General features: G+C 73.2%; 21 protein-coding genes. 14 read left to right on the forward strand and 7 right to left on the reverse strand.

Annotated elements, in window-relative coordinates:
• The first annotated feature begins 89 nt into the window (after nt 1–89).
• The 3 genes from mshB (at nt 90) to AMK33_RS09330 (ending at nt 3,825) form a co-directional block, all read left to right on the forward strand.
• The gene (mshB, locus tag AMK33_RS09320) at nt 90–947 is read left to right on the forward strand and encodes an N-acetyl-1-D-myo-inositol-2-amino-2-deoxy-alpha-D-glucopyranoside deacetylase (RefSeq protein WP_073932308.1); all 858 of its coding nucleotides are present in this window, start codon (nt 90–92) and stop codon (nt 945–947) included.
• Complete coding sequence (locus tag AMK33_RS09325; RefSeq protein WP_073932309.1) at nt 944–1,357, forward strand: DUF6113 family protein; 414 nt, start codon at nt 944–946, stop codon at nt 1,355–1,357. Before mshB ends, AMK33_RS09325 begins: the two co-directional genes overlap by 4 nt.
• 194 nt (nt 1,358–1,551) lie before the next feature.
• Nucleotides 1,552–3,825, forward strand: a complete 2,274-nt coding sequence (locus tag AMK33_RS09330) for a hypothetical protein (protein WP_073932310.1) — start codon at nt 1,552–1,554, stop codon at nt 3,823–3,825.
• A gap of 72 nt (nt 3,826–3,897) precedes the next feature.
• Here the strand turns inward: AMK33_RS09330 and AMK33_RS09335 are convergent, their stop codons facing one another.
• Nucleotides 3,898–4,758: a transglutaminase-like domain-containing protein gene (locus AMK33_RS09335; protein WP_073932311.1), complete on the reverse strand. Its 861-nt coding sequence runs from the start codon at nt 4,756–4,758 to the stop codon at nt 3,898–3,900.
• 17 nt (nt 4,759–4,775) lie between these two features.
• Entirely contained in the window at nt 4,776–5,801 is a 1,026-nt protein-coding gene (locus AMK33_RS09340) for a GNAT family N-acetyltransferase (RefSeq protein WP_073932312.1), read from the reverse strand.
• Between the two features lie 140 nt (nt 5,802–5,941).
• On the opposite strand from AMK33_RS09340, the gene fdxA reads away from it, so the two are divergent.
• Together fdxA and AMK33_RS09350 are read left to right on the forward strand one after the other, a co-directional pair.
• Entirely contained in the window at nt 5,942–6,259 is a 318-nt protein-coding gene (gene fdxA, locus AMK33_RS09345; RefSeq protein WP_004926152.1) for a ferredoxin, read from the forward strand.
• 85 nt (nt 6,260–6,344) lie between these two features.
• Complete coding sequence (locus AMK33_RS09350; RefSeq protein WP_073932313.1) at nt 6,345–7,442, forward strand: bifunctional succinyldiaminopimelate transaminase/glutamate-prephenate aminotransferase; 1,098 nt, start codon at nt 6,345–6,347, stop codon at nt 7,440–7,442.
• Nucleotides 7,443–7,796: 354 nt separating this feature from the next.
• Here the strand turns inward: AMK33_RS09350 and AMK33_RS09355 are convergent, their stop codons facing one another.
• Together AMK33_RS09355 and AMK33_RS09360 are read right to left on the reverse strand one after the other, a co-directional pair.
• A complete protein-coding gene (locus AMK33_RS09355; RefSeq protein WP_073932314.1) occupies nt 7,797–8,099 on the reverse strand; it encodes an ATP-binding protein in 303 nt (100 codons plus the stop codon).
• 170 nt (nt 8,100–8,269) lie between these two features.
• Nucleotides 8,270–9,262: a heavy metal transporter gene (locus tag AMK33_RS09360; protein ID WP_079194799.1), complete on the reverse strand. Its 993-nt coding sequence runs from the start codon at nt 9,260–9,262 to the stop codon at nt 8,270–8,272.
• Nucleotides 9,263–9,345: 83 nt separating this feature from the next.
• On the opposite strand from AMK33_RS09360, the gene dapE reads away from it, so the two are divergent.
• Both dapE and AMK33_RS09370 read left to right on the forward strand, forming a co-directional pair.
• Nucleotides 9,346–10,425: a succinyl-diaminopimelate desuccinylase gene (gene dapE, locus AMK33_RS09365; protein ID WP_073932316.1), complete on the forward strand. Its 1,080-nt coding sequence runs from the start codon at nt 9,346–9,348 to the stop codon at nt 10,423–10,425.
• A 109-nt stretch (nt 10,426–10,534) separates the two neighbouring features.
• Entirely contained in the window at nt 10,535–11,293 is a 759-nt protein-coding gene (locus AMK33_RS09370; protein ID WP_073932317.1) for a TIGR00730 family Rossman fold protein, read from the forward strand.
• Nucleotides 11,294–11,414: 121 nt separating this feature from the next.
• On the opposite strand, the gene folP is transcribed toward AMK33_RS09370, so the two are convergent.
• Nucleotides 11,415–12,275, reverse strand: a complete 861-nt coding sequence (gene folP / locus AMK33_RS09375; RefSeq protein ID WP_073932318.1) for a dihydropteroate synthase — start codon at nt 12,273–12,275, stop codon at nt 11,415–11,417.
• A gap of 146 nt (nt 12,276–12,421) precedes the next feature.
• Here folP and AMK33_RS09380 point away from each other — a divergent pair, with 146 nt between their 5' ends.
• Nucleotides 12,422–12,784, forward strand: coding sequence for a DivIVA domain-containing protein (locus AMK33_RS09380; protein ID WP_107425066.1), 363 nt, complete (start codon nt 12,422–12,424; stop codon nt 12,782–12,784).
• A gap of 32 nt (nt 12,785–12,816) precedes the next feature.
• Nucleotides 12,817–13,491: a DNA-3-methyladenine glycosylase I gene (locus tag AMK33_RS09385; protein ID WP_327379031.1), complete on the forward strand. Its 675-nt coding sequence runs from the start codon at nt 12,817–12,819 to the stop codon at nt 13,489–13,491.
• A gap of 19 nt (nt 13,492–13,510) precedes the next feature.
• Here the strand turns inward: AMK33_RS09385 and AMK33_RS09390 are convergent, their stop codons facing one another.
• The gene (locus AMK33_RS09390; RefSeq protein WP_073932320.1) at nt 13,511–14,314 is read right to left on the reverse strand and encodes an enoyl-CoA hydratase/isomerase family protein; all 804 of its coding nucleotides are present in this window, start codon (nt 14,312–14,314) and stop codon (nt 13,511–13,513) included.
• Between the two features lie 380 nt (nt 14,315–14,694).
• On the opposite strand from AMK33_RS09390, the gene AMK33_RS09395 reads away from it, so the two are divergent.
• Entirely contained in the window at nt 14,695–14,862 is a 168-nt protein-coding gene (locus tag AMK33_RS09395) for a DUF3117 domain-containing protein (protein ID WP_003966491.1), read from the forward strand.
• Nucleotides 14,863–14,976: 114 nt separating this feature from the next.
• Here the strand turns inward: AMK33_RS09395 and AMK33_RS09400 are convergent, their stop codons facing one another.
• Nucleotides 14,977–15,675 carry an O-methyltransferase gene (locus tag AMK33_RS09400; protein WP_073932321.1) on the reverse strand — a complete coding sequence of 233 codons (699 nt, stop codon included), beginning with the start codon at nt 15,673–15,675 and terminating at the stop codon, nt 14,977–14,979.
• Between the two features lie 276 nt (nt 15,676–15,951).
• On the opposite strand from AMK33_RS09400, the gene sigE reads away from it, so the two are divergent.
• The 4 genes from sigE to AMK33_RS09420 all read left to right on the forward strand — a co-directional run bounded on the left by sigE (nt 15,952) and on the right by AMK33_RS09420 (nt 20,502).
• Nucleotides 15,952–16,611: an RNA polymerase sigma factor SigE gene (sigE, locus tag AMK33_RS09405; protein ID WP_073932592.1), complete on the forward strand. Its 660-nt coding sequence runs from the start codon at nt 15,952–15,954 to the stop codon at nt 16,609–16,611.
• Nucleotides 16,608–17,567 carry an anti-sigma factor family protein gene (locus AMK33_RS09410; protein ID WP_073932322.1) on the forward strand — a complete coding sequence of 320 codons (960 nt, stop codon included), beginning with the start codon at nt 16,608–16,610 and terminating at the stop codon, nt 17,565–17,567. The genes sigE and AMK33_RS09410 overlap by 4 nt, the downstream gene beginning before the upstream one ends.
• 130 nt (nt 17,568–17,697) lie before the next feature.
• Entirely contained in the window at nt 17,698–19,938 is a 2,241-nt protein-coding gene (locus AMK33_RS43745) for a S1C family serine protease (RefSeq protein WP_235618028.1), read from the forward strand.
• Between the two features lie 126 nt (nt 19,939–20,064).
• The gene (locus AMK33_RS09420) at nt 20,065–20,502 is read left to right on the forward strand and encodes a sec-independent translocase (protein WP_073932323.1); all 438 of its coding nucleotides are present in this window, start codon (nt 20,065–20,067) and stop codon (nt 20,500–20,502) included.
• Nucleotides 20,503–20,565 lie beyond the last annotated feature (63 nt).

The following is a 20,565-nucleotide window of genomic DNA, read 5'->3' on the forward strand; positions in this document are numbered from 1 at the left end:
GACGGGCCCGCGCGCCGCCCGGGAAGCCGGGTGACGGGAGCGCCCGGGGCGCGGACGATGAGGGCCCCGCGCCTCATAGGGTGGACCCCATGACGGAACTCCCCGACCGGCGTCTGCTGCTGGTGCACGCCCACCCGGACGACGAGTCGATCAACAACGGCGCGACCATGGCGCGGTACGCCGCCGAGGGCGCCCACGTGACGCTGGTCACCTGCACGCTCGGTGAGCGGGGCGAGGTCATTCCGCCCGAGCTGGGGCATCTGGGCGGGGCCGCCCTCGGCGGGCACCGGCTCGGGGAGCTGAAGGAAGCGATGCGGGCGCTGGGGGTCGAGGACTTCCGGCTGCTCGGCGGGGCCGGGCGGTACTGCGACTCCGGGATGATGGGGCTGCCCGACAACGACGACCCCGGCTGCTTCTGGCAGGCCGACGTCGATCAGGCGGCGGGGCTGCTCGCCGAGGTGATCCTCGAGATCCGACCCCAGGTCCTCGTCACCTACGACGACAACGGCGGCTACGGCCACCCCGACCACATCCAGGCCCACCGCGTCGCCATGCGCGCCGTCGAGCTCGCCGCCGAGCAGGGCTGGGACGTCCCCAAGGTCTACTGGAACCGGGTGCCCCGGTCCGTCGCCGAGCAGGCCTTCGCCCGCCTCGACGGCGATCTGCCCGGCCTGCCCTTCGAGAAGGCGGGCGTCCTCGACGACGTACCGGGTGTCGTCGACGACGGGCAGGTCACCACCGCGATCGACGGCACCGCGTACGCCGCCGCCAAGGCCGCCGCGATGCGCGCCCACGTCACCCAGATCACCGTGGCCGAACCGTACTTCGTGCTCTCCAACGAACTCGCCCAGCCGCTCTTCACCACCGAGTACTACGAGTTGGTGCGCGGCGAACGTCCCGAGGAGCGGGAGGGCGACCTGTTCGCCGGGACCGGGGAGGCGTCGTGAGCGACCGGTCGCCCTCCGCGCTCGCCCAGCCGCTGCGGCCGCCCTCCGCCGGACGGGTCGTCGCCTGTCTGGGACTGTTCCTGCTCGGCGCCGTGGTCGGTGCGGCCGGGGCGCTGGTGCAGCCCGCGTGGTTCCCCGGCGGGCTGCTGCTCGCCCTCGCCGGTGAGGCCGGGCTGGTCCTGGGGGCCACCCGCCTCCTCCGCAGCCGGGCCGGGGGCGCCTGGGCCGCCGGTGGCTGGATGCTCGTCGTCATCCTGCTCACCACCAGCCGCCCGGAAGGCGACTTCCTGTTCGCCGCGGGCGGCGGCTCCTATCTCTTCCTCCTCGGCGGCATCGCCGTGGCTGTGATCTGCGCCACCCTCGTCTCCGGGCGGCAACCGGACGGCCCTCCCGCCCGACTTGGCAAGTGACGTACCACTTCGCCGTGTCATGGGCGTGCGGGTCCGGTGTGGGTTTCCCCGGCGGTACTGGGATACGGGCCGGACATGGCCAGTAAGGTGGTGCGCGCCGCCGAGCCTCCCTCGAACCCTCGGCTTCGCCCGAGCTGGGAGGATCCCCACCGTGAGGTCGTGACGGGCGGCGGAGCCAACCGGGAGAACCTGCCTTGAGTCGTGAAACTGACACTCCGTCCTCCGGGCCCAACGGGCGCGGCGGAGCCGCCTACCCGTCGGGCACGCCGCCCTACGGGATTCCGGCGATTCCGGACGAGGGTACGGACGCGGGCCGTTCGGCCGCGCGGCCGGAGGAACGCAAGACCGAGACCACGCTGACGACGCGGATCCGCATCAACATCCCCGGATCGCGGCCCATTCCGCCGGTCGTCGTGCGCAAGCCCGTCATGGACGCGGAGGGCAAGGGCGGTACCACCGACGCCGAGGCGGCGGCGCCGTCCCCGGCTCCGGCCGCCGACGCGGCCGAGCCTCCCGCCCAGCCCGACCGGCCCGCGCAGGCCGACCGGCCGACGGCCGAGGAGAAGCCGGCCAGCGACTGGTTCGCGCCGCGCAAGTCGGGCGGGGGCAAGGGCGGTCCGGCCGGCGGCTCCGCCAACGGGGCCGGTGCCCCGAGCGGTTCGGGTCCCGCCGCGGGCGGTGCCCCGAAGGCCCCTTCCGCGCCCGGTGGCGCGCGGCCGGGTGGCGTCGTCGGCTCCATGGGCGCGCCGGGCGGTCCCCGTCCCGGCGGCGCGCAGGGTTCCGGACCCACCGGCGCGACCGGTGCGACCGGCGGGCCCGTGGCCCCCGGGCACGGCGGCGGCACCGGCTCCTTCGACGTGACCGAGGCGCTGGCCGCCGGGCCGGCGGGCCCCGGCACGCGTCCGGGTACGGGGCACAGTGACGAGCCGCGCCGCGACGACCTGCCGTTCTTCACGGACGAGGCTCCCCGGACTCCCCAGTCCGGCCGGCCCGGTCAGCGCGGCCCGCAGGGTCCCGCGGGCCCGACCACCGGACCGGCGACCGGCTCGAGCCCGGTCGCCCGCCAGGCGGGCAAGGGCTCCGGCGCTCCCGCCGTTCCCGGTGGTCCGGGCCTCCCTGCCCTCCCGGTCCGCCCCGGTGCCCAGTCGGGACAGGCGGGTCAGTCGGGTCAGGCGGGTCAGCCGGGCCAGGGGGCCCCCGGGCGCCCCGGTGCCCAGGCGTCCCAGGGCGCCCCCGCCGGCTTCGCCGGACAGGGCGGCAGCCCCGGCGTCCCCGGCGGCGGTCTGAGCGACGACACCGCGATCCTCACCCCGCAGAAGCCGGCCGAACCCGGCACCCCGGGCTACGGCCCCCGCCACGACAACGTCTCCGGGCACACCGTCACCAGCGGCATCCCGGTCGTCCCGCCGGGCGCGGACTTCAACGCCCCCGGCGGTCCGGCCGACGGCCCGCGGCCGCACACGCCCCCGAAGCTGCCCGAGCCGGTCTCCACGCCCCCGGCGAGCTCCTCGAAGCCGGCGAAGAAGAAGGGGCGCAACAAGCTCGTCCTGCTCTGCGGCTGCGTGGTCTTCCTCGCCGGTGTCGCCTACGGCGCCGGACTGCTGATGAACCGCTCCGACGTGCCCAAGGGCACCACCGTGCTCGGCGTCGACATCGGCGGCGGCACCCGGGACGAGGCCGTGAAGAAGCTCGACGCGGCCCTCGACGACCGGCTGAACCAGCCGCTGAAGCTGTCGGTCGACGGCAAGACCGTCGAGCTGGAGCCGGACAACGCGGGCCTGCAGTTCGACACCGACGCCACCGTCGGCGGGGCCGCGGGCAGCGACTACAACCCGGTCAACGTCATCGGCTCCCTCATCGGCAACGAGCGCGTCGTCGAGCCGGTCATGCCCGTCGACGAGGAGAAGCTGCACGCCGCCCTGGAGGAGGCCGCCGGCGGCTCCGGCTCGGTGACCGAGGGCTCGATCAAGTTCGAGTCCGGCAAGGCCGTCCCGGTGTACCCCAAGGGCGGCCAGGGCATCGACGTAGCCAAGGCGACCGACGTGGTGACGGAGGCGTACCGCACCCAGGTCGAGACCGGGAAGTCCGCCACGGTGAACGTCCCGACGACCGCCCAGCAGCCGAAGGTCACCAAGGCCGAGATCGACCGGATGATGAAGGAGTTCGCCGAGCCGGCGATGTCGGCCAACGTGATCGTGCGGACGGACGCCGCCCACTCCATCGAGTTCAGCCCGGAGAACTCCCTGTGGAAGTTCCTCGGGGTGAAGGCCGTCAACGGCAAGCTGGCGGAGAAGCCCGACCTGAAGGCCCTGCAGGAGCTGTACGGCCAGACGTTCGACGGTGTGCTCATCGCCCGGGGCAACGGCGAGAAGACGGCCGTCACCCCCCAAGACGTCTACGGCGCCCTCCGCCTGGCGCTGACCAGCAAGACCGACCGCGTCGCCGTCATCGAGACGAACCCGAGCTGACGCGATGCCCGGAGGCGGGCGCCCGGTGGATCACCGGGCGCCCGCGTTCCTGGTTGAGCAGTGCCCGCGTTCCTAGTTGAGCAGAGCCCGCGCCGCCTGTGCCTGGCCCCGGATCCGTTCCGCCGCCGGCCCGTCCACCGCCGCCACCAGCTCCGCGTACGCCTCCAGCTCCCGCGCGCCGTCCCGGAAGTCACCGCGCTGCACCAGAAGCTGCGCCCGCTCGTAGCGCAGCCGCGCCGGGTGCGAGGGGAGGAGCAGGGACAGGTCCACCGCCCACAGCCCCACACCCGAGTGCTCGGGACGCGCCGCCGACCACGCCCGGATGTTGTTCAGGATCCGCAGGACGACGTCCAGCGTCCCCGCCGGCGTCAGCATCGACGCGTCCAGCGGTGCCCCCGTCGCCCCGGTGACCAGCAGCTCCGCGTCGGCGCCGGTCAGCACCCGGCCCCCGTCGAAGGGGTCGGCGAGCACCTGCCCCTCGCCCGCCCCCGCCTCCCCGAAGCCGACGACGAAGTGCCCGGGGAGTGCCACCCCGTACACCGGCGCCCCCGCCCGCCGGGCCACCTCCATCCACACCACCGACAGCAGGATCGGCAGCCCGCGCCGCCGCCGCAGCACCTCGTGCAGCAGCGAGGACTCCAGCCGCTGGTAGTCGTCCGGAACGCCGTGGAAGCCGTACCGCTCGCCCAGCAGCTCCCGCAGCGCCAGCGCCCACGCGCGCGGCGAGCCGGGCCGGTAGGGCAGCTCACCGGCCAGCCGGTCCAGCTCCACCTCCACGGCGTCCATGCCCGCCTCGTCCAGCGCGCCGTCCGCCTCCGCGCCGACCAGCAGGCACAGCGTGGACAGGTCCGGCCGCTCGCAGCGGGCCTCCTCGGCGAACCGCCGGCGCAGTTCGGCGGAGCGCTCGGGCGATGGGGGGCGTGGAGCGCGCATACCCGGTTCGTGCCCGCTCACAGCGCTCCCTCACCCGCCGGAGCCGACGATTCCGGCGCGCGGTAGTGGTGGTACGCGTGGTGCGCGGAGAAACCCATGCGGTCGTACAGCGCCCGCGCCCCCGCGTTGTCGTCCTCGACCTGGAGCCAGGCCGCCGAGGCGCCCTCGTCCAGCGCCCGCCGGGCCAGCGCGGCCATCACGGCGGTCGCCAGCCCCCGCCGCCGCTGCGCCGGGTCCACCTCGACCGCCGCGAACCCGGCCCACCGCCCGTCCACGACACACCGTCCGATGGCGGCCGGCGCGTCCGCGTCGCCCGGCACGGTGGCGAACCACACCGAGGGCCCTCCTCCCAGCACCCGCAGCGCCACCTCGCTCACCCCCTTGCGCTGATACCGGGCCAGCCACGCCTCGTCGGCCTCCCGCGACAGCACGACCCCGGACGGCTCCCCGCCCAGGTCGGCGACCGGCGCCAGCGGACCCGTCCACAGCTCGGCGGTCACCTCCCGCACCCAGCCCCGCTGCTCCAGCTCCGCGCACAGCAGCTCCTGCGCCCCCTCGGCGCCGGTCGCGGTCTGCACGTACGCGGGCAGCCCCCGCGCGGCGTACCAGCGGCGTACGGCCGTCAGCGCGTCGTCGAGCGGCACGCCCGGGTCGCCGAGCGGCAGGACGGAGTTGGCCCGCCGCGTGAACCCCTCGGCGGCCCGCAGCTCCCACTCGCCCAGCCGCTCGCTCTCCACGGGCCGCCACGCCCGCGCGGAGACCCGCGCCAACTCCTCGTACGAGGCCGCGGGACCACGCCGACGCGCCGGTGCGGACGGCACGACCTTGCCCGCGACCAGCGCGGACTCCGCGATGCGGACGCTTTCCCCGCTCTTCTTTGTGATCCGCAGCACACCGTTGTCCCATGATGTGAGAACGCCGACCGTGTCGGTGAACTTCTCACCCGGGGGACCATGTTCGATCAAGCTCCGTACGGAGACCCGTTTTCCCACGTCAGCAGTGGTGATACGGACCTCGAGGCGCCCGGCGGCAGAGATTTCCACAGGTCAGTTCACCCCTCCTGTTCGGATCATGCCCAGGAACGGAGATACTAGGGGCGGGCATCGACGACGCCGCGCTCCCGCGCGCCAGGCGGCGGAGCCTGAGGAGGCCCGCCAGCGCCCTATCGAGGAGGAACGACAGCGTGACCTACGTCATCGCGCAGCCTTGTGTCGACGTGAAGGACAAGGCGTGCATCGAGGAGTGCCCGGTCGACTGCATCTACGAGGGCCAGCGGTCCTTGTACATCCACCCGGACGAATGCGTCGACTGTGGTGCCTGTGAGCCGGTCTGCCCGGTCGAGGCGATCTTCTACGAGGACGACACTCCGGAGGAGTGGAAGGACTACTACAAGGCGAACGTCGAGTTCTTCGACGAGCTCGGCTCGCCCGGCGGCGCCAGCAAGCTGGGTCTGATCGAGCGGGACCACCCGTTCATCGCCGCGCTGCCGCCGCAGGCGTAGCCCGTCCCGGTCCCGTACGGCCCGATCCCCGCGATCGCCGTACGGGGCCGAGGTGTTCGCCGGACCAGAAAGTGAGCCCGTACCCGTGTCCGCAGTCTCCGACCGGCTGCCCACCTTCCCCTGGGACAAGCTGGAGCCGTACAAGAAGACGGCCGCCGCGCACCCCGACGGCATCGTCGACCTCTCGGTCGGCACACCCGTCGACCCGGTGCCCGAGCCGATCCAGAAGGCCCTGATCGCCGCGGCGGACTCACCGGGCTATCCCACGGTCTGGGGCACCCCGGAACTGCGCGACGCGCTCACCCGCTGGACGGAGCGCCGGCTGGGCGCCCGCGGGGTCACCCACCACCACGTCCTGCCGATCGTCGGCTCCAAGGAACTGGTCGCCTGGCTCCCCACCCAGCTCGGACTCGGCCCCGGCGACAAGGTCGCCTTCCCGCGCCTGGCCTACCCGACGTACGAGGTCGGCGCCCGCCTCGCCCGCGCGGAGCACGTGGCGTACGACGACCCGACCGAGCTGGACCCGACGGGCCTGAAGCTGCTCTGGCTGAACTCCCCGTCCAACCCGACGGGCCGGGTGCTGTCCAAGGAGGAGCTGACCCGGATCGTCGCCTGGGCCCGTGAGCACGGCGTCCTCGTCTTCTCCGACGAGTGCTACATCGAGCTGGGCTGGGAGGCGGACCCGGTCTCGGTGCTGCACCCCGACGTCAACGGCGGGTCGTACGACGGCATCGTCTCGGTCCACTCCCTGTCCAAGCGGTCCAACCTCGCCGGTTACCGCGCCGCGTTCCTGGCCGGTGACCCGGCGGTCCTCGGTCCGCTGCTGCAGATCCGCAAGCACGGCGGGATGATGACCTCCGCGCCGACCCAGGCGGCCGTGGTCGCGGCCCTGGGCGACGACGAGCACGTCCGCGTCCAGCGGGAGCGCTACGCGGCCCGCCGCACCGTCCTGCGCGAGGCCCTGCTGGGCCACGGCTTCCGCATTGAGCACAGCGAGGCCAGCCTCTACCTGTGGGCGACCCGCGACGAGTCGTGCTGGACCACGGTCGCCCACCTCGCCGACCGGGGCATCCTGGTCGCCCCCGGCGACTTCTACGGCCCGGCGGGCGAGAACTTCGTCCGCGTGGCGCTCACCGCGACGGACGAACGCGTCCAAGCAGCGGTAACCCGCCTGACCACCTGAGCCACCCCGCCCCAGGCCCGCCCGGCTTGCCAGGCCCGCCAGGCCCGCCAGGCCCGCCATGCCTGTCCGGCCCGCCCCCTGGCCTGCCATGCCTGTCCGGCTCGCCAGGCCCGCCCGGCCTGGCGAGCCTGGCGGACCGCTCCCTGGCCTGCCCGCCCCGCCCCGGTTGTGGGCCTGCTCCCCACCCGCCCCGCCCCGGCCTGGCTGTGGGCAGTCGTTCCGCAGGGCGGAACGGGTGGGCACAGCCACCAACGCCGGGTACCGGTCGACACACGGTCACCGCACCGACGTGAACGACGGGGCCTGGGAACCCCCAGACCCCGTCGTCGTGACAAGCCGGCCGCAGGCCAGGCCTCAGCCGACCGGCAGCCCCTTCACGGGCGCACCCTTGGTGAGGGACCCGGCAGCCTTCTTCACGGTCTTACCGGCAGTCGGCGCCACCTTGTCGGCGTCACCCGTGGTCTTCGTGACGTCCTGCGTCACGTTGTCCACGGTGTCGCCGGCGGCCCCGTCCACAGCGGTCAGCCCGCCGAGGTTCGGCGCGGCCGGCAGCTCCGGGGCCGCACTGGCGGAACCGGCCGCGCCGACCCCGGCGGCCGCTCCCGCAGCAACGAGCAGCGCGGCACGGGCGATCCGACGGGTCAGGGGGAGGGACATGGTGCTCCTTCGACGGGAGAGAACGCTGACGCCGTGACTACCGTCCGACCGCCGGGAAGGTTGCGGCGGGGCAACGCAAAGAGTTGGTAATGCGTCGCATTATCGGCCGTACATGACGCCTGCGGGTGACTCCCCGCACGCCTGCGCGGTCGTACTCCCGCGCGGTCGCGCTACGGCATCGTCGTGATGGTCACGACCCCCGCACCGTCCGTGGACCCCGAGCCCTCCGCGTTCTTGCCGTCCACCGGCCGCCACTGGCTGTCGGAGTGCCCGGCCGTCCACTCCCGCCCCGCGTACGACACCCGCTTTATGCGCAGCTCGGAGGCGTTGGCCACGGCCCAGTGGGCCAGCTGCCAGCCACGCGCCCCGGCATCGGCGCCCTCCTCGGCGGTGACCGGAAGCCGCACGGTCCCCCCGCCGGAGGTGCCGGAGTCCACCGGAGCGCTCTCCGAGGGCGAGGGGGAGGGCGAGGGCGCAGCCCCCACCTCCGCCCCGGCCGGCTCCAGCGCGTCCCGCCCGAAGTCCCGCGCCAGCGCCGCCCGCACCGCGTCCGCACCCGCCGCCCGCGTCGCCGCCGGACGGCCCTCGCAGGTCAGCGTCGCCGCCGAGCGCCCGGTGAGGGCGGCGGCCAGCAGCGCGGCGTCCGGCTCGTGCTTGGCGTACGCCTGCGGGAAGCCGCTGCGCTGCACCCGCTGCGCGGCGACGGTGAGCGGCAGCCGGGTGTAGCCCGGCACCTCCTCCAGGTGCTCGTAGAACTTCCCCGCCGCGTACGTCGGGTCCATGATCTCCTTCGGCGTGCCCCAGCCCTGCGAGGGACGCTGCTGGAACAGGCCCAGCGAGTCACGGTCGCCGTGGTCGATGTTGCGCAGCGCCGACTCCTGCAGCGCGGTCGCCAGCGCGATCGTCACCGCCCGCTCGGGCAGCTCGCGCGCGGTGCCCACGGCGGTGATCGTCGCGGCGTTCACCGCCTGCTCGGGCGTGAACTCGTACGTCGCCCCGTCGCCCTTGCTCGATACGACCTTGCAGCCCGGAGCGCCTGTGCGGCCGGTGTCGTACTGCACCACGACGTATCCGGCGACCGCGGACAGCACCGTGAGGCCCGCACTCCAGCGGAGAAAACGGCCGCGACGTGTGCGCTTTGAAGGAAGGGACGGCTCTGGCACGCGTACAAGGTACTGGAGAGTACGGTTTCTTGTACGCCGGGTGCGGACAGTGGGTCGAAGCCCGCCGGGTTAGGGTCGACGGCATGGCCGACACCCCGCTTGACCTCACGCTGGACGCCGCGCGCCTGACCGCGCAGCTCGTCGACTTCCCCTCCGTCAGCGGCACCGAGAAGCCGCTCGCGGACGCGATCGAGAACGCGCTGCGCGCCCTGCCGCACCTCACGGTCGACCGCTACGGCAACAACGTCGTGGCCCGTACGCGGCTGGGGCGTCCGGAGCGGGTGATCCTCGCCGGCCACATCGACACGGTCCCGATCGCGGACAACGTCCCCTCCCGGCTCGACGCCGACGGCACGCTGTGGGGCTGCGGCACCTGCGACATGAAGTCCGGCGTGGCCGTCCAGCTGCGCATCGCGGCCACGGTCCCCGCGCCCAACCGCGACCTGACCTTCGTCTTCTACGACAACGAGGAGGTCGCCGCCGACCTCAACGGCCTGAAGCACGTGGCCGAGGCGCACCCCGAGTGGCTGGAGGGCGACTTCGCGGTGCTCCTCGAACCCTCCGACGGGCAGGTGGAGGGCGGCTGCCAGGGCACGCTGCGGGTGCTGCTGAAGACCACCGGTGAGCGCGCCCACTCCGCGCGGAGCTGGATGGGCTCCAACGCGATCCACGCCGCCGCCCCGATCCTCGCCCGCCTGGCCGCCTACGAACCGCGCTACCCGGTGATCGACGGACTGGAGTACCGCGAGGGCCTGAACGCGGTCGGCATCTCCGGGGGAGTGGCCGGCAACGTCATCCCGGACGAGTGCGTGGTCACCGTGAACTTCCGCTACGCCCCCGACCGCAGCGAGGAGGAGGCCCTCGCCCATGTCCGCGAGGTCTTCGCGGACTGCGGGGTGACGGACTTCGTCGTCGACGACCACAGCGGCGCGGCGCTGCCCGGCCTGTCCCACCCGGCCGCGGCGGCCTTCATCGAGGCGGTGGGCGGCACCCCGCAGCCCAAGTACGGCTGGACGGACGTCTCCCGCTTCTCGTCGCTGGGCGTCCCGGCGGTCAACTACGGTCCCGGCAACCCCCACTTGGCGCACAAGCGGGACGAGCGCGTGGACACCGCGAAGATCCTCGCGGGGGAGGAGCGGCTGCGGTCCTGGCTGACGGCGTGACGCGGACCGGGTTTGCGCCGCTGTGTTCCGGACATGCTCAGGTCCCTCGTACGTAACCCGTGTGGATCTACGCTGAGGTGGAACGACTGGCACGACGGAGGGAGCGCACATGGCTACCGGCAACCCCGAGGGGAAGCAGCAGCCGCCGGAGGAGAAGCGTCTGGGGCCGGTCCTCCGCCGGCGGGGCCAGGTGCAGGCGAGCACCACCGACCAGCGGCTGCTGGACGAGCGGGCGCCCACGGACTGGGTCCACACCGACCCCTGGCGGGTGCTGCGCATCCAGTCGGAGTTCATCGAGGGCTTCGGCACGCTCGCCGAACTCCCGCCCGCCATCAGCGTCTTCGGCTCGGCGCGCACACCGGTGGACTCGGCGGAGTACGAGGCGGGTGTCCGGCTGGGCCGGGGCCTGGTCGACGCGGGCTTCGCGGTGATCACCGGTGGCGGTCCGGGTGCCATGGAGGCGGCCAACAAGGGCGCGTGCGACGCGAAGGGCGTCTCGGTCGGCCTGGGCATCGAACTGCCCTTCGAGCAGGGGCTGAACCCCTATGTCGACATCGGCCTGAACTTCCGGTACTTCTTCGTCCGCAAGATGATGTTCGTCAAGTACGCCCAGGGCTTCGTGGTCCTGCCCGGCGGCCTCGGCACCCTGGACGAACTCTTCGAGGCCCTGACCCTCGTCCAGACCCAGAAGGTCACCCGCTTCCCCATCGTCCTGTTCGGCACGGACTACTGGGGCGGCCTGGTCGACTGGCTCCGCCACACGGTCATCGCCCAGGGCAAGGCGGCGGAGAAGGACCTGCTGCTGTTCCACGTCACGGACGACGTGGAGGAGGCGGTGGCCCTGGTCTCGAAGGAGGCGGGCCGCTAGAGGTCTTTTGAGGGGCGTCTTTCTGACGTACCGAGTCGGGTGGCCGGGTGGGCAAGGGCCGGAGGTCCGGGGGCGGAGCCCCCGGGACGGGACGGGAAGGGGCGGCGGGGGCGAAGAACCCCTACGCCAGCCCCCTCCGAGCAACAGCCGGCTCCCGCTCCCCGGCAATCGCCGACACCATGTCCAACACCTGCCGGGTCTCGGCAACCTCATGCACCCGGTACACCTGCGCCCCCAACCACGCGGACACCGCCGTAGTGGCCAACGTCCCCACCACCCGCTCCTTCACCGGCCGGTCCAGCGTCTCCCCCACGAAGTCCTTGTTGGACAAAGAAACAAGCACCGACCACCCGGTGGAGACCATCTCCCCCAACCGACGGGTCGCCTCGAGACTGTGCCGCGTGTTCTTCCCGAAGTCGTGCCCCGGATCGATCATCACCGACTCCCGGGGCACCCCCAGCGACACCGCCCGCTCCGCCAGCCCCACGGTCACGTCGAGAATGTCGGCCATGACGTCGTCGTACGTCACCCGGTGCGGCCGGGTCCGCGGCCGAGCGCCACCCGCGTGGGTGCACACCAGCCCCGCCCCGTACCGCGCGGCGACCTCCGCGAGCCGCGGATCGACCCCGCCCCACGCGTCGTTCAGTACGTCCGCGCCCGCCTCGCACACGGCCTCGCCGACCTCGTGCCGCCAGGTGTCCACGCTGATCACGACGTCCGGGAAGCGCCGCCGCACCTCGGCGACGAAGCCGACCGTCCGCCGCGCCTCCTCCTCGGCCGTGACCTCCTCGCCCGGCCCGGCCTTCACCCCGCCGATGTCGATGATCGCGGCACCCTCCGCCACCGCCTGCTCCACCCGCATCAGCGCCGGCTCGTCGCGGAACGTGGCGCCCTGGTCGTAGAAGGAGTCCGGGGTCCGGTTCACGATCGCCATGATGACCCGCTCGTGCGGTGCGAATTCCCGCCTGCCCAGCCTGAGCATCCCCTGTGACCTCTTCCTCGTACGATCCCGTCCGGGACAGCCTCCGAACGCCCGGCGGTCCCGACTGTCAGACTCGCATGGCACGATCGGAGCCACACATCCGACTCCGACCCGATCCGACTCATCCGACCGTGGGGGCCCCGGCGATGGTTATGTTCCTGTTCCTGGTCGTCGCGCTCGCCGTCGTGGTCGCCGCGGTGACCCTCGCCGTGGTGGGCGGCGGCGACAACGCCCCGCTGCCCGAGGCGGCCCCCGAGCGCCTGCGGGACGCCCTGCCGCCCGACCGGCCGGTCAACCGCGCGGACGTGGACGGCCTGCGCTTCCCGCTCGCCGCCCGCGGCTACCGCATGGCCGACGTGGACGACGCCCTCGGCCGCCTCGGCGCGGAGCTCGCCGAGCGCGACGACCGGATCGCCGACCTGGAGTCCGCGCTGGCCGGCGCCCGCGCCGCCGCGTCCCGCGTCTCCATGGACAAACCCACCCCGCACCACGAGGACGAACAGCCTTGAGCGATGAGGCGATCGTGAGCGACGAAGCGGCCGTGAGTGAGGGGGCGGCCGCCCCCGCCGGCCCGGACGGCCTCCCGCGCTGCCCGTGGGCGCTGTCCACCGCGGACTACGTGACGTACCACGACGAGGAGTGGGGCCGCCCGGTCCACGGCGACGACGCCCTCTTCGAGCGCCTCAGCCTGGAGGCGTTCCAGTCGGGCCTGTCCTGGATCACCATCCTGCGGCGCCGCCCCGGCTTCCGCGCCGCCTTCGCCGACTTCGAGATCGCCACGGTCGCGGAGTTCACCGACACCGACCGCGAGCGCCTGCTGGCCGACACGGGCATCATCCGCAACCGCGCCAAGATCGACGCGACCCTCGCCAACGCGCGCGAGCTGGCCGGGTGGGCGCCCGGCGAGCTGGACGCCCTGATCTGGTCCCACGCCCCCGACCCGGCCGGCCGCCCGGTACCGAGGACCCTGGCCGACGTCCCCGCGGTGACCCCGGAGTCGACGGCCCTGTCCAAGGCCCTGAAGAAGAGGGGCCTGCGTTTCGTAGGCCCGACCACGGCGTACGCCCTGATGCAGGCCTGCGGCCTGGTCAACGACCACTTGGAGACATGCGTGACGAGAAGCGCCCCTCAAGGGGCGCGGGGCCCTGTCGATCAGCGGCTCCGCCGCGGGGCGCGATCAACCACAACGAAGCCGCAGCCCCCGACGCAGCTGTAGCCCCGAGCTCACCGGAAACTCACCGGCCCAGGTACCGAGGCTTCTCCTTGTTCACGAACGCCCGCACCGCGATCGCGTGGTCCTCCGAGGACCCCGCCCGCGTCTGGAGCTCGTCCTCCTTCTCCAGCGCCTCCGCCAGCGAGTGGCTCAGCCCGTACGCCACGGACTCCTTCAGCGCCGCGTACGCCACCGTCGGCCCCTCGGCCAGCGCCCGCGCCACCTTCTCCGCCTCCGCGCGCAGCTCCGCCGCCGGGACCAGCCGGTTGGCGATGCCCAGTTCGTACGCCTCCTGCGCGGAGACGCTGCGCGGGAAGAGCAGCAGGTCGGTGGCGCGCCCGGGGCCGATCACGCGCGGCAGCGTCCAGGAGATCCCGGAGTCCGCGGTCAGCGCGACCCCGGCGAACGAGGTGTTGAACGCCGCCGTGTCCGCGACGATCCGGTAGTCCGCGGCCAGCGCGAAGCCGAAGCCGGCGCCCGCCGCGACCCCGTTCACCGCCGCGACCACCGGCTTCGCGGCCCCGGCGATCGCCTTCACGATCGGGTTGTAGTGCTCGCGCACCGTGCTCATCGTCTGCCCCGAACCGGTCTCCCGGTCCTCGACCAGCAGCCCGATGTGCTCCTTGAGGTCCTGGCCGACGCAGAACGCCCGGTCCCCGGCCGCGGTCAGCAGCACGGCCCGTACGGCGTCGTCGTCCGCGGCGGACCGGACCGCGTCCCGGAGGGCGACCTTCGCCGCGACGTTCAGCGCGTTCATCGCCTCCGGACGGTTGAGCGTGATCGTCGCGAGTCCGTCGCTCACCTCGTAGAGCACGGTGTCGGCCATGGCGTATCCCTCCGTGTGGCGGCTCGGGACCTACCGGCCGGTACGTCCCCGTCTGCAGGACAGCATGACGGAGATCACCGGCCGTGGCGGGCGACCGACGTGTGACCTGCGTCAAACAATTCCTGTCCGTTTCCGATCGGTGGACGTGTGTGCGGTGGCGCAGTATCGCAGTCACATCGCCGAATTGAGTGGTTTTGCTCGCGCGCGTTGCTCAAGCGATGCCGACCGATGTTGGTCATCGGGTCCCGCCATGCGGGATAATGGCCTGGAAGCAATGTGTTCGATGCCGGTGGCGTGTGTCCTGCTTCAAGGACCGCAGGTGCCCTTCAGTGGGCCGTCGGCTCAGACGGTTTAGCTGGGTTTCAGGAAGGGGAACGAGCATGGCGGCCATGAAGCCGCGGACGGGTGATGGCCCGCTCGAGGTGACCAAGGAGGGGCGGGGCATCGTCATGCGCGTTCCGCTCGAAGGCGGCGGTCGGCTCGTCGTCGAGCTGACCCCGGACGAGGCCGACGCGCTCGGCGACGCCCTCAAGAAGGTCGTCGGCTGACGCGCAAGCGACCATACCCTTTCAGCCGCCCCGGCGCCGCACGCGGTGCCGGGGCGGCTGTTTCGCGTACGGGCGGAAGGGCGCGGACCGTGTCCGCCGGTCACCGTCCGCCGGTCACCGTTTGACGGCGCAGAGCAGCCCGTCCCCCACCGGCAGCAGCGACGACACCAGTTCCGTGCTCTCGCGTACGGTCCGCACCAGCTCCCGCAGTCGCAGCACCTCCGTGGGCTGCGGTCCGGAGTCCACCGTGCGTCCGTTCGCGAAGAGCCCTTCGAAGGCGACCAGGCCTCCCGGGCGCAGCAGACGCAACGATTCGGCGAGATAGTCCTGGTACTCCTGCCGGTCGCCGTCGCAGAAGACCAGGTCGTAACCGGCGTCCGCGAGACGGGGCAGGACGTCCAGCGCGCGGCCCGGGATGAAGCGGGCCCTGTTCCCGGCGAAACCGGCGTCGCGGAACGCCTGGCGGGCGGACTGCTGGTGCTCCGGCTCCTGGTCGACCGTGGTCAGCACCCCGTCCGGCCGCATCCCGTGCAGCAGGTGGATCCCGGAGACTCCGCAGCCGGTGCCGATCTCCGCGACCGCCTTGGCGTCCACGCTGGCGGCGAGCAACCGCAGCGCCGCGCCCGTGCCGGGCGACACCGAGCGCAGCCCCGCGTCACGGGCCCGGTCACGGGCCCAGTGCAGCGCTTCGTCCTCGGCGACATAGGCGTCGGCGAACGCCCAGCTCGTCTGCCGGTTGGCGGTAATGACCCTCTCCTGTCCCCGTGGAAGCCTCGGCGTGACTGTATCCGTTGGCGTCGGGAACCCGCAGATGGGACCGGTCGTTTAAAGGGATGAGCAAGTGGCGTGTGCCGTGACGGGGGGCAGGCAGTGGACGAGGACGCCGAGCAAGTGCTGACGCAGCCGTACGAGCCGTGGCAGCCCAGATCAAATTCTCGTAAAACCGCTTATCCGGAGCTAACGGGCGAGGTGGCTATGGTAGGGGCTCCACTGGACACCACCAGAGCCGATAGGGGAGGTGCGGCTGCGCCTGTGGATCGCGCAGGAGTGCTGCGGCGCTTCCTCGGATCGGCGGGCAGGCCGAAATCCGTGAACAACACCGCTGCTGACCACGACCGCGCCGGCGACCCGGCCCAGACCGCGACTTTCTCCACCGACGCGGACGGGCAGGCGTGGACTCCGCCCACCTGGGAGGAGATCGTCAGCATGCACAGCGGCCGGGTCTACCGGCTCGCCTACCGCCTCACCGGCAACCAGCACGACGCCGAGGACCTCACCCAGGAGGTCTTCGTCCGCGTCTTCCGCTCCCTGTCGACGTACACGCCGGGCACCTTCGAGGGCTGGCTGCACCGCATCACCACCAACCTCTTCCTGGACATGGTCCGCCGCAAGCAGCGCATCCGCTTCGACGCGCTGGGCGACGACGCGGCCGAGCGGCTGCCCAGCAAGGAGCCCACGCCGCAGCAGGTGTTCAACGACGCCCACTTCGACGCGGACGTCCAGCAGGCCCTCGACACCCTCGCCCCCGAGTTCCGCGCCGCCGTCGTCCTGTGCGACATCGAAGGACTGTCGTACGAGGAGATCGCGGCCACCCTGGGCGTCAAGCTCGGCACCGTCCGGTCCCGGATCCACCGCGGCCGTTCCCAGCTGCGCAAGGCCCTCGCGCACCGCTCGCCCAAGGCGCGCGCGGAGCGCCGCTCCTTCGTGCCGCGTGTTCCCGCACTGGGAGGAGGGGGCGCGAGCGCGTGAGCGGTTCACAGCCGAAGTCTTCCGAGGGACACCTCGCAGAGCAGCACCTGGGAGACCGACTCTCCGCCCTGGTGGACGGAGAGCTCGGTCATGACGCGCGTGAGCGCGTACTGGCGCACGTCGCCACCTGCGCGAAGTGCAAGGCGGAGGTGGACGCGCAGCGCCGTCTGAAGAACGTGTTCGCGCAGGCGGCACCCCCGCCGCCCTCCGAGAGCTTCCTGGCCCGCCTCCAGGGACTGCCGGCCGGGGGCGACCCCGGCGACGGCGGCTCGCCGCTGGGCGGCGGAGGGCTGCCGGGTGGTACGTCGGGACGGTTCGGCGGGGGCTCCGGGGTCTTCGGGACCAGGCGGGGCGAGCGCTTCGAGTTCGCCTACGAGCCCGTCCGGCGGCACGGGTCCGCGCTGCCGGCCGCCGCGGGCGGCCGGGGCTTCGCCGTCCATGACGTCAGCCGCCACGAGACCGACCGGCCGTCCTCCCGCGGGCTGCGGTTCGCGTTCGTCGCCGCCGGGGCGGTGTCGCTGGCCGCGATCGCGCTCGGCGGGGTCACCGCCACGGGCACGCCCACCGACACGGAGGCGCGCGGCGCGGGCAAGGGCAGCAACGTCACGCCGATGCGCACACAGGGCACGGGCGCGGCGGTGCCCGAGTCCCAGCGGCGCCGCGGCGTGGGACCGCTGCTGGGCCAGGTGACGGGCCAGAGCGCGCCCGCAAACACCCCGGTCGCCCCGACCGCGGTCTCCGCGCCGCTGCTGCCCGGCATCCCGGCGCCGACGGAGCGCCACCCCACGCCGGGCACGCCGATGACGGGCGGTGCGACGGCCGTGTCCCCGCTGATACGACCGCTCAGCTCGACCCCGCCGCTCACCCTGACCACGTGGGCCGTCTCCGCCGGGCTCAGGGACCCCGGCCTCCTCACCGCGGGCACGACACCGGCTCCCACGCCCACGTCCCGCTGAACCGTTCGGTGCGCGGGGGCGCGCGAACCTGGTTGAATCCAGGGGGCGCGCCCAGGCCCAGCCGGGTGCCGAGCCTGTAGTTTCGCGGCCACCGCCGTCGCGCGGTGCCGTGTCCAGCCGTGGGGAGAGCATGAACGAGGGGAAGCCGGGCCCACCGGGGGAGGAGCCGACCACGCGTCCCGAGGGACACGACGGCGACTTCGAACTGGCCCGCCCGCACCGTGAGCCGGCCGCCGCCGGCGACGACCACGAGGGCGACTACGAACTGGACCGCCCCCTACGGCCCGAGGGCTCCGAGGGCCGACCTCCCGAGCCCGCTCCCGAAGCCCCCGAGCCTGTGGCCTCCGAGTCTGTGGCCCCCGACACACCGGTCCCGGCGCCCGGTGCCTCCGCCGCCGGACCCGTTGTCCCCGACGAGCCCGTCGGGGAGACGTCCTCGGCCGCTCCGGCCCGTGGGGCGTCCGGCACTTCGGTCGGGTCCGCGTCCCCGGCCGTCCCGGCTCCCGGTGCCTCCCTCGCGGAGACCGACACCTCCGTCGGCTCCTCGTTCTCGGCCGTCCCGGCCCGTGGGGCGTCCGGCACTTCGGTCGGGTCCGCGTCCCCGGCCGTCCCGGCTCCCGGTGCCTCCCTCGCGGAGACCGACACCTCCGTCGACTCCCCGTCCTCGGCCGTCCCCGCACCCGCGGTCTCCGATCCGCCGCCGGTGGCTTTCGAGCCCTCCGCCCCCGGGCAGCAGACGCCCCTGCACGACCCCGATCCCTACAGCACTCCGCCGTACGGCGAACCGGGCCCCTGGGCACCCGCCCCGCCCGTACAGCACCCGGCGACGACACCCGCGCACGGCATGGCGCTCGCGGCGCCTCCGCCGCCCCCGGACACGACGCCCCACACCGGCCCCGTACCGCAGGGCGCACCCCCGGCACCTCCCTCGGGCCTGGGCACAGCACCACACGGCACGCCCGCACCGCAGGGCACGTCCGCACCGCAGGACGCACCCCCGGCGTCTCCTTCGGGCCTGGACACAGCGCCGTACGGCACCCCCGCGCCGCACGCTGCCCCCACCATGACGGACATGGCGCCGCACGGTGCCCCCACGGCCCCCGTCATCCCCGCGCAAGCGCACCCGGACGCCCAGGTGCCCCCGGCCCAGGACACCCCGGCCGCCGACCCCTGGGGGCGTTACGACCCCTGGGCCGCTGCCGCCGCTGCCGCGCCGTTGCAGCAGGCCGGGCCCACCGTGGTCAGTGAGAAGCAGAAGCGCCGGCGGGCCCGACGGGTGCTCATCGGGGCCGCGTTGCTGCTCGCGCTCGTGTCCGGCGGCGTCGGCGGGATCATCGGCACGTATCTGGAGCGCAACGGCGGCGTGGGCACCGTGGAGCTGCCGCAGGCCGGCAAGGAGGCGTCGGGGCGCGACCCCGGCAGCGTCGCCGGAATCGCCGCACAGGCACTGCCCAGCGTCGTCACCCTGCACGTCAGCGGCGCCGGCGAAGCGGGCACCGGCACCGGCTTCGTGCTCGACGGGCGCGGCCACATCCTCACCAACGACCACGTCGTCGAACCCGCCGGGGACGACGGCGAGATCACCGTCACCTTCCACAGCGGCGACACCGCCGAAGCCACCGTCGTGGGCCGGGACAGCGGCTACGACCTCGCCGTCGTGAAGGTGAAGGGCGTCAGCGGCCTCACCCCCCTGCCGCTGGGCAACTCCGACAACGTGCGGGTCGGCGACCCCGTCGTCGCCATCGGCGCCCCCTTCGACCTGGCCGGCACCGTCACCTCCGGCATCATCAGCGCCAGGGAGCGGCCCATCACCGCCGGCGGCGAGGAGGGCGACGGCAGCGACGTGTCGTACGTCGACGCCCTGCAGACCGACGCGCCGATCAACCCCGGCAACTCCGGCGGCCCCCTGCTCGACGCCAAGGCCCGGGTGATCGGCATCAACTCGGCCATCCGCTCCGCCGGCGGCGGCGCCGACCCGGACGCCGGTCAGGCCGGCTCCATAGGACTCGGCTTCGCCATCCCCATCAACCAGGGCAAGCGCGTCGCCGAGGAGCTGATCAACACCGGGAAGGCGACCCACCCGGTGATCGGCATCACCCTCGACATGCAGTACGGCGGCGACGGCGCCCGTGTCGCGGAGAAGGGCAGCGACGGCGGACCCCCGGTCAGCACCGGCGGCCCCGGCGCCCGGGCCGGGATCAAGGCCGGCGACGTCATCACCGAGGTCGACGGCCGGCGCGTCCACTCCGGCGAGGAACTCATCGTCAAGACCCGTGCCCACCGCCCCGGCGACCGCCTCGAACTCACCCTGGAGCGGGACGGCGAGGAGCGGACGGTCACCCTGACGCTCGGTTCCTCGGAGGGCGACTGAGGCGGATGAGCCCCGGGACGGTACCGGACGCACGGGGTGGCCGGGTACCGTGGACCCGGCCCGGACCACGGAAGACCGCAGGCCGCCCCGGGGACCGAGGACCGAAGGCATCGCGAGGAGCTTCAGGTGTTCAATGACATAGGACCGCTCGAGCTGGTGACGCTCATCGTCCTCGCCGTGCTCGTCTTCGGTCCGGACAAGCTCCCCAAGGTCATCCAGGACGTGACGCGCACGATCCGGAAGATCCGGGACTTCTCGGAGAGCGCCAAGCAGGACATCCGGCAGGAACTCGGCCCGGAGTTCAAGGACTTCGAGTTCGAGGACCTCAACCCCAAGACGTTCATCCGCAAGCAGCTGGACAACGACGACCTAGGGCTCAAGGAGATCCGTAACGGCTTCGACCTGAAGAAGGAGATGGCCGAGGTCGCGGACGCCGTCCACGGCCGCGACACCGACTCCTCGTCCTCCGCCCCGTCCTCCTCCGGTGGCCGTGTGGACATGACCAAGAAGCCCGAGACGCCGTCGGCGGACGACCGCCCGCCCTTCGACGCGGACGCCACCTGAACCGTCCGGCGCCGGGGCGTACGCCCCCGCGTACGTGACGTGTCTCATACTCCACCCGGGCTG

Source organism: Streptomyces sp. CB02400 (assembly GCF_001905725.1).
GTDB lineage: Bacteria > Actinomycetota > Actinomycetes > Streptomycetales > Streptomycetaceae > Streptomyces > Streptomyces atrovirens.